Source organism: Paenibacillus ferrarius, assembly GCF_002027705.1.
Classification (GTDB): domain Bacteria; phylum Bacillota; class Bacilli; order Paenibacillales; family NBRC-103111; genus Paenibacillus_E; species Paenibacillus_E ferrarius.
In genome coordinates this window covers 236,080-248,537 of record NZ_MBTG01000056.1, presented here as the reverse complement: position 1 = coordinate 248,537, position 12,458 = coordinate 236,080, and the positions used below count along the sequence as shown (strand labels likewise).

The window sequence follows — 12,458 nt, the reverse complement described above, 5'->3', positions numbered from 1 at the left end:
GAGCCTAAGTGGGGTGAATGCACCAATGTATCGTTATTTTTACTATTTGGTTTTTTTGAATATGCTTGCCAATATTATACTCTTCGCTCCTCGGGTTCTGATTTCACACAGATTTGAAGGAAGCACTATGGCTATGCTTCTTTCGATACCGATTGGCTCCACGCTCTTAATTGTATTCGTGAATTCGATTCGGAAGTTTCCAGGACTAGGATTGCCTGAGATTCTAAAAAATCATATGCCAAACTGGATTCGAATTCCCTTTATCATTTATTTCCTGAGCATCTGGTTTGTTGCTGGGATGATTACCGTTATCTCCTTTAGCGAAATTACAAAGAAATATATCAATCCGGATATCTCATCAATGGTTATCGCGTTCGCATTCATATGTATTATCGGGCTAATCGCTCGTCTGCGCTCTGATACCATTCTTTATAGCATGGAAATACTGATTATCATGAATGTCCCTTTCGTTCTTTGGGTGCTTTACAAAGCAGTAACGAACAATTCAATGAATTACGATGCCTGTATGGAGATCGTATCCCATGTCTGGAATGTGCCTACTTGGGACACATTTGCTGCGGGAACCTATATTTTCACTGGCTACACAAACTTAGTTATATTCAATCGTTTAATGGGGACCGCCAAGAAAATGCCATTCCTCTGGACAATTCCGATAGTCGGCACGTGCGTGCTCGCAACCAGCTTTCTTATACCTGTAGGATTCCATGGGACTATGAATGTTAATGCTTATATTTATCCCTGGATTTCAACTTCCGATTCCATGCGAGTGGAATTTGGCTTAGTCGAGAGGGTCTTATTTATCTTTATGTACCTGTATACTAACATCAGCTTGGCAGGTTCTTTTATCCATTGGCATGTATGTTTAGAATTCATTAAAGAGCTAATGCCGCGTAAAAAAGACAAATCCTATTTTTCTTGGATTGTTATTGGCGTCATGGGGTTAACAACTTATTTGTTCAGCTATCTATTTAATGATCAAACCTTATATCAAACCGGCGTGTACTTTTTAAATATACGATTTGCCTCTGAAATAGCCTTAGTTATTACTATGTTTATGCTGGCCAGGAGGAAAAAGCAATGAAGAAATTCGTTGTCATTCTGATTCTCATTTGCCTTTGCAGTGCGTGTGGATTTAAAGATATTGACAGACGTTTCTTCGTAGTTGCGATCGGAATCGATAAATCCGAGAAAAAAGACGCCAAATATCGATTAACCCTCAAACTAGCTGTCCCAGGGAATAACATCGATATGGGTACCGCTAAATTCGAGTTAATTACACAAGACGGAAATTCCATTACCGATTGTGTACGAATTCTCAAATCCAAAGTAGACAAGGAATTGGATTTTGGACATGCCAAAATTGTAATCTTCGGGCAGTCTCTTTTAAAGGAAACTATACGCGAAACGACGGATTGGTTAAATCGCCGCAGAGACATCCAGCTTGTATCCTGGCTGGCTGCCGGAAGTCCTTCCGCAGAAGCCGTATTAGGGACAGAGATCGCCCATGAACGACTCCCAGGCAACGCCCTTCTCCTTAGTTTCGGCAAAACAGGGGTGGAATCTGGCTACATCATTTCTGAATACCTATTCGACTTTTACCGCAAAAAAAAAGAACTGGGCCTAGACCCTATCATTCCGATTATCCAAGCTTCTGATAAACACTACACCATTAATACATCTCTCGTCTTCGATAAAGAGCGGTCTAAATTAGCATTGAACATGCATGAGACAAGGTTGTTTAATATTATGAAAGGAAACCTCAATAAAGTGGAGATTGCGACGCCTTATAATGATTCCAAATTTTTCATATCTGTGGATAATCTGCGTTCCAAATTCCGCGTATATGCTCCGGCTAATCAGCGACCTTATGCAAAAATAGATATTCGAATGCGCGGTGTCATCGAAGAAACCTTTACTCATCTAGATGCTAATCAATTAGCGGCTTACGAGAAAGCCGTCGAAAAAACACAATCAGAGGCTATGTCAAAACTATTAGAGAAACTCCAAAAAGAGAATCTGGATCCCATGGGGTTTGGATTGAATTATCGAGCGCATCATTTTGGCAAGGTTGAGGAGGAATGGCATACGTGGCAAGCCCTCTATCCAGAGTTAGAATTTCATGTGAATATCCAGATGAAGCTTGAAGGAATCGGAGTTATCAAATAAGCGATGTACTTGGGATCAACTCTCAGCAGCCACAGAGCTACCAGGGCCTTCCAAGGCGGAGCTTTGCAGTTCATTATTCTCCACTTGCGTGGAAAGCCATTTATGTAATTGAGCTGGCTCAATGCCTAATTGACGCAGCACTTCAATAATATCGATTTCTCTCATGATTCCTGCACCTCGTCCATGTTTAATCACTTTCTGATCATCTACTCTTACTTTATCGGTCAATCTATCATCTGTAAATATGTACATATTGTCGAATCGGCTAAAAAATAAATTAATTAAATATAAAGAATAGTTAATTTAAGCAAATTGCTTTCGACAAAAAAAGACAAAAGAGCTGCTGTCGGCGGCTCTTTTGTCACTATTATAACTGCATTATTGTAACTGTCCATTTGAGGATGCTTTGGAGGAGACGAACTCACTCGCCCAATCCACCATTCCATTCATTAAAGTCAAAATAAGATTAACCGCATCCTTCTCTGTCAACGTTCCGTTTGATTGGCTGCTGACATATTGCGACGTTTTTTGTTCCAATTTCTCAACTAAATCTTTAATCTTCAATAATTCATTAGCCAAGTCCGTCACTTGCTGTGAGTTTGATCCATTGCCGCCTTGGGCGCTTTGGCTGTTTTGGTTGTTTTGGTTGTTTTGTTGGTTGCTCTGACTGCTTGGACCGCCTTGATTGCTTTGACTGTTTGGACCACCTTGGCTGCTTTGACTGCTTTGACTGCTTTGACTGCTTTGAGTTCCTTGGCTGCCTTGACCGCTTTGACCACCTTGGCTGCTTTGAGTTCCTTGCCCGCCTTGATTGCCTTGGCTTGGATCTTGAAATTGATGCGAGTTCTGGGCTTGACCTTGACTTTGATCCTGCTGTCCTTGAGCTTGTTGCTGTTGATCATCGCCAGACGATTGCTGCTGCTCTTGGGTGCCTTGTGAGCTTTGAGCGCCATTGATCAACATCTTCTTCACTTGTTCGAGCTCTATGAGCACCATATCGTTTTGCTTTGTTAACTCGTCCATTTGCAGCTTGAGATCTTGTGTTTTGATCATGTTGTCAAAATCGCTCCTTCCCTTATTTCACAGCACCGCAAGCAATCCGTTTACCAGAATTGCCGGATGGATCTGTCTTCAGATCATCAGCCTGTTCGTGAATGACGATACTGGTGCCTCCGGGCTTGAATAAAGAGTTAGGTTTGTCCGGTTGAAGAACAACCGTTTTAGTAATAGCAGAGATGGTTCCAATTCCCTTCTCATCAACAATCAAATTAGGAAGATCCCCAGCATGAAACCCTTTGGGATTCAGAAAACCATGCTCTTTCTTCGTCGGATTGAAGTGAGCTCCTGCTGAATCAAAACTTGGTGCCTCACAAATGGCTTTCTCGTGAATATGAAAACCATGAGCACCAGGAGTTAAACCGCTAACCTGAAGGTTAACAAGCACTCCCTCCGGAACAGCGCTTAACTTCGCCATTCCCACTGACTGGCCATTCGTTCCAATCATCGTAACTTCCACATCTTTGGGTGGTGGAACCGCTTCTTTCGTCGAAGCACTTCTAACACTTTGACAACCTGTAAGCACTATTAATCCTAAACTAATCGTCATCAACATCTTCATTGATTTCATGTAGTAAAATCCTCCCGAAACTTGGCATTTGACATATTCTACCCTTAGGATGCACAACTGCCTTAGACTGTAACCGTATATCACAAACAAATTTTTCATTTGCTTGCTTCCATATTAAAAAGCCTGCAATCCAATGATTGCAGACCTCCAGATTCATGCTACCTATAAAATTGTCATGAGCTTGGCAATCGTTTGCAAATTCTCCAGCTTTCGCTTGTAGAAATGGAACTCAACCTTCGTATGCTCAACAGCATCTTCCATCCGCAGTACCTGTTCCTGCAGCTCTTTCGTGTGTGGCCACATTTCCGCTTGGCGTTGAAGCTCATTCTTTCCTGTGACCAATCCATCCCCAATCACTTCACATTCCTTGGCCAAAAGCTGATGCTTTGCCCAGGACAACTCAGACACCGCATCCACATAAATAGCTTCCGCTTGCCTAAGCAATTCGGGTACAAGCTGCAGCTCCAAAATCACATCCGACCGGTTCATTCGGAATCCTCCAATCAGCTTAGCAAATGAAAACCTTTTGCTGCTTCGCCTCATATATATTCATCCGAAAAATAAAACATGCTTCCTACAAAAAGCTGGCGAAAATATACGTTATTACCGCATGGAATGACAACAAATGCTACTCTTATCTTTCATAGAATGACAAACAGATTAAGATTTAATTAAATCTACCAAGATAGCTTTCTACCTACTTGTATAGGCCAATAGACGTGTTAAAATGTTACTATACGTATCAGAGGAGGTGACAATACATGAGCCAAGAGGAAGAAGTAGTATCCCAGAACGAAGAAGAAATCGCCGAAGAGTCCGCCGAAGAAGTGGTGAGCGAAGAAGCGACTGAAGAAGTGGCAGAAGCGCTTGAAGAAGTTGCTGCTGCAGAAGAAAGCGAAGAATCCGAAGAGGAATAATCCTTTTATTTTCAAATATAAATTCCCCCCACCCTTAACAGGATGGGGGTTTATTGCATTTCCGGGGTCATCATTCAGCCATAAGAAAAATAAATTAATTTTTTTTGGTAAAACACGAATAAATAATCTGAACATTCAAATAATACTGGTGTACCAAAAAAAAGGAGATGATTTGAATGGCTAGAAACAACACTTTAGTCGTGCAACAAGCAAAGGCAGCATTGGATCAACTGAAGTACGAAGTCGCTCAGGAAATTGGTGTCCCTCTCTCCCCTAATGGCTACAACGGCAATTTGGCAACACGTGATGCTGGCGCAATTGGCGGCAACATTACGAAACGGTTAGTGCAAATAGCTGAGCAACAACTTTCCAGCTTCAAACGCTAATCCTTTGATGTAGGAGCAAGCTCAAAAAGACTGATTCACTCGATCCTCCTTAGAGTGTTTATCAGTCTTTTTCTTTTATAACCTTCAATATTATCCTATCTTCCTTCAAATTCCTCACCAGTTTGCATGGGCGTATTCTTTTCAGCTTGAAGCTTTAGTATGATGTCTTTGACCGCTATCAGCTAAAGGAGTGTTAACCATGACTGAACAATATGAAATATTCCGTGATCCATACCGAATGCTCATCCTATTGGCTACATTAGTAAGCGAACAAAAAGGTGAACAAGCCCTCCAATTTGACAACGTACCGTATTACGAGAACGATACCTTCCTCATCCAAAACGAAAAATTTGTTTACAAAAAAGTTCCCACCGAAATCACCTGGTTCCAATTCCTTGGAAGAGACATCGCCTGCAACCAAGACTATTCCCGTGAGGAATACAATAAAATGTTCGTCGATTGCCTTGCTTCGCTATACCAAATCAACTAATTAACAAGTTAATGAAGTGTGATGGGAACAAAGAGTGTGATGACAAATAAAAAAAGAGTGTAATGGCAAACAATAAAAGAGTGTAATGGCAAACAAAAAAGAGCTAGTCTCGATGGGTTTTGACCCTCCGGATTAGCTCTTTCGTTTAAGCCTTATTTCTTTTTCACTTCTTCTACAAATACGTCACTTGCGTCACGATTGCTTCCCAATTCAAGAATCGTATATTTCTTATCGCCTATCATAATAACATCTTCCACTTCCGGCAGCGGATCGCCTAAATAGACCGTTCCCAAATAAACATTACTGCTTTTCAAACGTAAATTCCATCGATGCTGTTGTTTCGTCATTTCCTTGTTCCTCCCAAGCCCTAATGACAACAAGTTACCATAAATCTCGCCAAGATGAAAGCCCTACTATTAAACAAGTACCCATCTATGGTACATTAAGGACATGAACGTCAAGAAAGGTTGTCATCGACATGACCTCACAAGGCCTATCCGAAGAAGAAATAAACATCCTGCATGGCAAAAATGATGAAACCCTCTACACTAAGCATCTAAACTCCCCATATCTACCTAGATCTAAAAAGAAACGCAAGACGAATCACCTTATACAGAAAATATTCCCATTTTTGTATCGCTAAATCAAAGCTCAACTGTTGACAATCAGCTAAATCCTTGGTATATTACTAATTGTCTTCAAAAAACGACTTGTTAGCTCAGCTGGGAGAGCACCGTGTAGTAGTATCACAGTAAATTTGGTTAATAAAATCGTTGATATGAAGTCTTAAATTGATTTCAATCCCTTCTTTGCTCACATAAATCGTATCAATTATAGTGGCAAGCATCATTTTCTTTTTTTCAATACTTGCCTTTTCAAAGACATCCTTCCAAATGGGTGTTATTTTTTTTAATTCCTCCATCTCATTTTCCTCAAACTTTTTAGAACTTATCTTTTTCTCCAACAACTCTATCTCGATCCGTAGGCCAGCAATTTCATTATTTTTTGATTCGATTAGATTATTTAATAGTTCGGGCTTAAACGAACTCTTGCCCATAATTGCTCTTGGTACTTCAGCATTTAATGCGGATAATTCTTCGTAGAATTCTTCTATCGAACTTTGAAGTTTTTTTAAATGCTTGTCGTCATCATTGGAATTCTTTTTCTTAAAATTTTGAATCTGAGTAGTTAAGTCGACTGTGTTCAGCTGATCTAAATAACCATATATCTTTTTCATAACAACACCTTCTACTTTTGTCTGTGCAAATGTAGATTGTCCATCACAACCCGTTTTCCCTTGAAGCTTTCCCGAACATCTATAGCTCATTGTTTTGCTATAGATCTTAGCTTTTTCAGCATTCTTGCCACGATACTTATTAGTAAAGTAAGTAGAGGTAAATCTTGAATGACAACATCCACACCTAGCCATACCAATAAACAGCAGCTTTCCTTTAGTACTCATAGGAGTATTGTTTTCTTCTTCGCCGTAATTCTTTGGATTCTTACTTTCACGAATTAATTGAACCTGATTCCACTCTTGTTCTGAAACTATTACGATTTCGGGATTTTCTTGTGAAAGTGTCTCACCTTTTTCGGTGCGATATCTCATTACTCCTTTATAAATAGGATTTTTTAGAATTACATTTACCGTGGGCGATCCCCAACTCTTAGCTTTTCTTGCTGGAACATCAAGCTCGTTTAAATACTTTGCAATTCTGAGTTGACCATAACCCTCATAAAGAGCCAATTCATATATTTTTTTAACTATTTTGCTCTCTTCTTCGTGAAGAGCCATCTTGAGCAATGGTTTGCCTTTTTTATTCGTAACTCCTGAATCGACTCCAATATAACCATAAGGAATTCCACCACCCCTAAAGATGCCATCCTCTACCATCTGTTTATGTTTTTCGGTTACACGCTCTGAAGTTTTTCTGCTCTCTCCACTCGATTGCCAAAACCTTAGATAGTTAACTAGTCTATCCGTATGCTGTTCGATTTTTTGCTGACCTTCATTTACCGACCACATCTCGATTCCTTTGCTAACAAACCATTCTAGGACGAACGGAGTCTCATCATCTTTCCTTCCCAGCCTGTCAAACATGAAGACCAATAAGACATCATACAAGCCATTCTCAGCGTCTTCTTTTGCTTGTTGGATAATATCTCTGTTTGCGGCAGAAACCTTGAATCCTGATACTCCTTTCTCTGTGTACTCTTTAACCAATTTCCATTCTGGTTTTAGATCAATTAAGTTTCTACATGCTCTTTCTTGCATTGGAATATCGTCGCCATCCATTTGTCCTTTGGTTGAAACACGGTACAAAGTGGCTACTCTTTTAATCGCGGTAAATTCCCTCACCATTTCCATTTTACTGCACCCCTTGACCTATATCATTATATCTAGTTTAACATAGCAATTAACGAAAAAGAAGACCGCTAGTGAGCAGTCTTTGAAATAAATTCGGATGTTAATATATTGGTAATAATTGAATTAATATCAGTGCTTTTTGTTGAAAATTTTAATTTAACCCACATTTTGAACTCTTCATCGTATTGTCTTAATACATCTTGTCCGTTCTCAACTGTCCATTCATATGTATCATCACCTATGACAATTTGTTTACTTTCCATCTTTCTCCTTTCATGATATATTATTATTTTTACTTTATATACTATGTATTATCCTTTTATTTTCTTTAATTCCTCGATAACTGATGGAATATGCTTAAATTTACTCTGGCAATAATTCTTTACGTATTCAAATCTATCTTTGTATACGACTCCACTTAAAATCAAACTCTCTACTAGGATTTGAACTTCATATAAAGCTTGATTGCATTCAATTGTTAAATGATTCCGAGTAACATTATCATCCATTTTAAGAAGTTCTCGCAAATCTCCTGCCTTATATCCGAACAGATTCAAGTCAATTAAATCAGCTTCTTTGACCTCGAACCAAGTATGATCTGGCTTCTTACCATCGTGAGTTAAAATGTAGTTATCGTATAATGCTTTTTTTACTCTTGTCCATCCATCTTTTTCTGGCTCTCTTACGCTGATCCATTTATCCATATCTTTTGCTAATAGCTCCATTAGGATGAAATAATCTGCAACTAGATTACCTGCATCGTTATTTTGTCTCATAGCAATTTTCTTCGCACAATTGATAGAGAGCTTGATTTCTGTTTTTGGGCGACCACCAGTACTTTTTCGAGAAATCTCGATAAAGTCTTCTCCTCGAACAAATCTATACTTAATTAATTTCCCCTTTACTTTTGCCCTATCTGCTAAGAGCCATGATGTGAATGGGTCATCCACTCCCATTGCCTCACACAATTCTTCGCTATCAATAGGAAGCTTGTCTTTACTCTCAACAATACTCAAGATAGGGAATTTCGTTTGGTATCGGTCAACCAATTTCCACTCATCGATTGTTCTTCCTAACTTTTCAATTACATCATTCTTTTCAAACAATTTTACTGTATTGCCGTTCTCAAGTTTAATAATTACCATTCAGTCACTCCTATAATTTTTATATTATTTATATTTACTATACAAACTATGTATTAGTTTGATTTTACTTTCTATCTCCTAAATATAGTGAATCTAAGTCTCATATGGTATAATATACCTATTACTACACAAATAAGGAGTGGGCACCATGTCAGAAGAATTAAAACGTTTGATAAGCAATCCAAATCTTTCACCTGCTGAAAAACAAAAACTTATTCTAGAAATTACAGCTCAACAAGAAAATGCTGAACAAGAAGAGAAAGACTTTGACCGTAACTATAAAAATCAAGTGTTGTCACTCTTGCAATCCATTGATGATAAGTTGTCAGTGTTAATTAAACAAATTGACAGAAAATTAATATGACGCCCAAATATGTATTTGGCTCAGTAGTTTTCCTTGGTCTTGTTGCTCTTATGTATTTGGATTATTTAGGGATGTTGAACCTATCAAATTTTAATATTCTATATTTATTTGGTGGAATATTTGTCGCTGGACTTGTAGCTAAAGCGATTCGTAAATATGTATAGGATTAGGAGAGTGGATTGATCACACTCTCCATTTTTATGTATTGCTTTTTACCTCATTTACATGCAGCAGATCGATACCGCATATTTTCAACTTTCCATTCGACCAAGCCTTTAATACGCACATATTCTTGTGCTAAGCCAGCTTGATTGGAATTATTGAAAAGTTGAATCTTAACATCTAAATATGTAACCAGCTCTTTTCTAATTTCCTCCATCGACTCGATGTGGTTTTTCAATTTCTTATTTCCATGACGCTTCTTATTTGAACGTTCAAAAGGTAAGCGTGTCTTCTTCTCACGATGAAAACTTAAGAACTCTTCGACGAGATTATATAGTTTTGTGATATTGTACTCATCTAAATTAGCCATAAATGTTGAGATGTTGAATTTAACTTGTTCGTGTGTCGCGGTATCGGATACAACAACACCATTTCTTCGTAGTTCATCAATAATGTCTGCCACCCAATCAAAAAATTCATCTGATTTTTCAGTTCTAGCCCAACGACAAATCTCTGTAATACCTCTAGCATTGTATAACGTAGTACTGTAATCTTTTTCATCAGTGGTGGTCAGTTTGACTACTACTGATTTATCTTTAAATCGTTCTTCGTGACGTTCGTGGACTTTAGAAATAGCCCTAATTGGATCTCCATACCCCAATGCTGTTCCGATCTGTTCACGTGTAGCCCATGGTTCGCCATTCATATCCATATAGAAATCCATTAACATTGTTCCAAAGTTTACTTGCTTTACTAAAGTTAATTTCATTTATAAATTCTCCGATACCTATTTAGGAAGCCTCTCACCTTACTATGTCCTCACTGTCACACTTGAATAATACACTATGTAATATTAATTTATGTTATTTTTACTTTACAAGCTATGTATTATCAAGCAATCTCATCTTCAAAGTATTTCTTAAAAAACTCATCTAAGAAATCAAACCCTTGATGTGTCGCATATGCAATTGACTGCCATACTAACTTACCTTGCTTGTTCGCTTGCTGCTCTCTAATGACTACGAAATAACCTTTAGTCTCAAACTTACGAGTTGGAATATGTATGTCTGGCTTCTTTTGCTTTCAATTCTAAGAATCGCATAGAATGTTTTCAATCCAATATTCAACAATTTGGCAACTTCGTTTAACTGGATCAAACCGTCAGCATTAAGGTACATATCATACTTGGTTGCTTTGGGTTCTAAGGCAGCGATTTTTTCAATCTGTTCTTTCATTGCGCCAAGAGTTTGCTTGAACAATAATTTTGTAGTTTCATCAGCTTGCGGAATGTATGTATTAATGAACAAATCGTCATTACCGACATATCCACCTGTCTTTTGAATAGATGGCACAACTTCCTCATAAAGCCAATCTTGGAATGGTTCTCTGACTTTCCAAACACGCGATTTAAGGCAAGATTAGTAATGAATGCTTCACCAGTATTATTCAATTTTCGATAAGTGCTTTTCACACTTAATGAAATGTTGGAATTTTTCAAAGTGAGGATTTGATCCTTCTTGCAGAACTTTAACACCTCTTTAGTTGCATTACTTGTCTCATATTCAAGAACGATACCCACGTCTTTCGCTCGGATCAAGAAATCTCCTTTGAAATCAACATTCACGTCCTCTTTTGTGAGAATCATTACCTCTTGCCCTTGAAATACTGTTAATTGATTTGTCATATTTTATATCATACTCCCTTATATTTTTATTTTTACTATATTTACAATACTACTCAACACACAATCAAAAGCAACACCTACCTCCCTTATGAACTAAACGACTTATTTACTTTGATAAAACTCAATTAATTTATCTGCCGCGTCTTTTAGGGTAATGTTTTCAGATTCTAGAATCATCAACAATTCAAATCCATGTTCCTCAATGATCTTCCATTTCTCATGTTCGTTTTCATACCACCATTCCAAGTGTGATGGAGAGTTTGGATTTAAAACGAAAGCATCTGTATCTTGAGATGGATTAATTTTAAGATGGATTAGATAGAAAGGATTCTTCTTATCCTCTTCAGGAAAATTCAATTGTTTTTCTAGTAAACTCCATAGTTCATTATTCCTCATTTCTAGAATACATTCTCCCTTTGTATTAATATCAGATACTTCAATTCCAAAAAAAATATCGTTTTATTCTAGACCACAATGTCTTGTCTTCTATTACAGCCGATACATTCACACCTAATTTACGCAAGCTTTCAATTTTTTCATCTAGTGTTCTTGTATCGCTATTGCCATTGTTTATCAGTCCGTTTATAGTAATTCCACTATTCACTCTTTTCCTTTTCATAACAACTGAAACCTCTTCACGATTGGCTTCATCACCGATTTCCATTCAGGAGAGCACCCAATTACAGTCAGTGATCCTTCAGGTATTTCTGTTCGTCCATTGTCGCAGATATAATACCAGCCTTGTTCAATTAACTTTTCTAGTTCCTTTTGTTTGCCGCGAAGGATGATTTTAGGTTGATTGTGATTTAACCATTTGTAAAACATTTCATATCTTTGATTAATATCATCATCTTCATCGAATTGCACTCTACCCTCATTTAAGATAGACATAGTACACAATGTTTCCACATGTGCCACTTGAGCAGCAATCTTACCTGCTGACATATTGAGTTCTGAGTTAACGATAAAGTATTGGACTAATTCGTCATCATCTGACTTTCTAGAATCTTTATGATTATTAACCATCTCCCTCAACTTATCCCACTCTGCTCCTTGCGACTTTTCTGTTTTGGCAACATATTCTTCAAACTTCTCATATTCATCATTCTTCATTTCGATATACATTCA

Annotated in this window: 18 protein-coding genes; 6 read left to right on the top strand and 12 right to left on the bottom strand. The window is 37.9% G+C overall.

Going from position 1 to position 12,458, the window contains the following annotated elements; translation table 11 throughout:
- Positions 1 to 25 precede the first annotated feature (25 nt).
- Together BC351_RS36430 and BC351_RS36425 are read left to right on the top strand one after the other, a co-directional pair.
- Positions 26 to 1,102 (top strand): GerAB/ArcD/ProY family transporter, encoded by a 1,077-nt coding sequence (locus BC351_RS36430; protein WP_079420373.1) that lies wholly within the window; start codon positions 26 to 28, stop codon positions 1,100 to 1,102.
- Positions 1,099 to 2,187: a Ger(x)C family spore germination protein gene (locus tag BC351_RS36425; protein WP_079420371.1), complete on the top strand. Its 1,089-nt coding sequence runs from the start codon at positions 1,099 to 1,101 to the stop codon at positions 2,185 to 2,187. Before BC351_RS36430 ends, BC351_RS36425 begins: the two co-directional genes overlap by 4 nt.
- 15 nt (positions 2,188 to 2,202) lie before the next feature.
- On the opposite strand, the gene BC351_RS42600 is transcribed toward BC351_RS36425, so the two are convergent.
- From BC351_RS42600 to BC351_RS36410, 4 genes are all read right to left on the bottom strand, one after another.
- Positions 2,203 to 2,352, bottom strand: a complete 150-nt coding sequence (locus BC351_RS42600) for a hypothetical protein (RefSeq protein WP_158082357.1) — start codon at positions 2,350 to 2,352, stop codon at positions 2,203 to 2,205.
- A 213-nt stretch (positions 2,353 to 2,565) separates the two neighbouring features.
- A complete protein-coding gene (locus tag BC351_RS36420; RefSeq protein ID WP_079420369.1) occupies positions 2,566 to 3,240 on the bottom strand; it encodes a hypothetical protein in 675 nt (224 codons plus the stop codon).
- 22 nt (positions 3,241 to 3,262) lie between these two features.
- Positions 3,263 to 3,814, bottom strand: a complete 552-nt coding sequence (locus tag BC351_RS36415) for a superoxide dismutase family protein (RefSeq protein WP_079420367.1) — start codon at positions 3,812 to 3,814, stop codon at positions 3,263 to 3,265.
- Positions 3,815 to 3,976: 162 nt separating this feature from the next.
- Positions 3,977 to 4,303, bottom strand: a complete 327-nt coding sequence (locus BC351_RS36410; RefSeq protein ID WP_079420365.1) for a hypothetical protein — start codon at positions 4,301 to 4,303, stop codon at positions 3,977 to 3,979.
- A gap of 272 nt (positions 4,304 to 4,575) precedes the next feature.
- Here BC351_RS36410 and BC351_RS42595 point away from each other — a divergent pair, with 272 nt between their 5' ends.
- The 3 genes from BC351_RS42595 to BC351_RS36400 all read left to right on the top strand — a co-directional run bounded on the left by BC351_RS42595 (position 4,576) and on the right by BC351_RS36400 (position 5,607).
- The gene (locus BC351_RS42595) at positions 4,576 to 4,731 is read left to right on the top strand and encodes a hypothetical protein (RefSeq protein WP_158082356.1); all 156 of its coding nucleotides are present in this window, start codon (positions 4,576 to 4,578) and stop codon (positions 4,729 to 4,731) included.
- A gap of 176 nt (positions 4,732 to 4,907) precedes the next feature.
- On the top strand, positions 4,908 to 5,117 hold the full coding sequence (locus BC351_RS36405) for an alpha/beta-type small acid-soluble spore protein (RefSeq protein WP_057302991.1): 210 nt from the start codon (positions 4,908 to 4,910) through the stop codon (positions 5,115 to 5,117).
- Positions 5,118 to 5,316: 199 nt separating this feature from the next.
- The gene (locus BC351_RS36400) at positions 5,317 to 5,607 is read left to right on the top strand and encodes a hypothetical protein (RefSeq protein ID WP_079420363.1); all 291 of its coding nucleotides are present in this window, start codon (positions 5,317 to 5,319) and stop codon (positions 5,605 to 5,607) included.
- Between the two features lie 152 nt (positions 5,608 to 5,759).
- Here BC351_RS36400 and BC351_RS36395 read toward each other — a convergent pair whose 3' ends face one another.
- From BC351_RS36395 to BC351_RS36380, 4 genes are all read right to left on the bottom strand, one after another.
- Positions 5,760 to 5,954, bottom strand: coding sequence for a hypothetical protein (locus BC351_RS36395; protein ID WP_079420361.1), 195 nt, complete (start codon positions 5,952 to 5,954; stop codon positions 5,760 to 5,762).
- 371 nt (positions 5,955 to 6,325) lie between these two features.
- The gene (locus BC351_RS36390) at positions 6,326 to 7,975 is read right to left on the bottom strand and encodes a recombinase family protein (protein WP_079420359.1); all 1,650 of its coding nucleotides are present in this window, start codon (positions 7,973 to 7,975) and stop codon (positions 6,326 to 6,328) included.
- A gap of 68 nt (positions 7,976 to 8,043) precedes the next feature.
- Complete coding sequence (locus BC351_RS36385) at positions 8,044 to 8,238, bottom strand: hypothetical protein (protein WP_079420357.1); 195 nt, start codon at positions 8,236 to 8,238, stop codon at positions 8,044 to 8,046.
- Between the two features lie 48 nt (positions 8,239 to 8,286).
- Complete coding sequence (locus tag BC351_RS36380) at positions 8,287 to 9,120, bottom strand: antA/AntB antirepressor family protein (RefSeq protein ID WP_079420355.1); 834 nt, start codon at positions 9,118 to 9,120, stop codon at positions 8,287 to 8,289.
- 148 nt (positions 9,121 to 9,268) lie between these two features.
- Between BC351_RS36380 and BC351_RS36375 the strand changes: the two genes are divergently transcribed.
- On the top strand, positions 9,269 to 9,484 hold the full coding sequence (locus BC351_RS36375) for a hypothetical protein (protein WP_079420353.1): 216 nt from the start codon (positions 9,269 to 9,271) through the stop codon (positions 9,482 to 9,484).
- Between the two features lie 217 nt (positions 9,485 to 9,701).
- On the opposite strand, the gene BC351_RS36370 is transcribed toward BC351_RS36375, so the two are convergent.
- The 4 genes from BC351_RS36370 to BC351_RS36345 all read right to left on the bottom strand — a co-directional run bounded on the left by BC351_RS36370 (position 9,702) and on the right by BC351_RS36345 (position 12,455).
- On the bottom strand, positions 9,702 to 10,415 hold the full coding sequence (locus BC351_RS36370) for a BRO family protein (protein ID WP_079420351.1): 714 nt from the start codon (positions 10,413 to 10,415) through the stop codon (positions 9,702 to 9,704).
- A 250-nt stretch (positions 10,416 to 10,665) separates the two neighbouring features.
- On the bottom strand, positions 10,666 to 10,998 hold the full coding sequence (locus BC351_RS43675; RefSeq protein WP_244209294.1) for a phage antirepressor KilAC domain-containing protein: 333 nt from the start codon (positions 10,996 to 10,998) through the stop codon (positions 10,666 to 10,668).
- Positions 10,999 to 11,432: 434 nt separating this feature from the next.
- A complete protein-coding gene (locus tag BC351_RS36355) occupies positions 11,433 to 11,726 on the bottom strand; it encodes a hypothetical protein (RefSeq protein ID WP_079420347.1) in 294 nt (97 codons plus the stop codon).
- Between the two features lie 219 nt (positions 11,727 to 11,945).
- Positions 11,946 to 12,455: an aminoacyl-tRNA hydrolase gene (locus tag BC351_RS36345; protein WP_244209293.1), complete on the bottom strand. Its 510-nt coding sequence runs from the start codon at positions 12,453 to 12,455 to the stop codon at positions 11,946 to 11,948.
- Positions 12,456 to 12,458 lie beyond the last annotated feature (3 nt).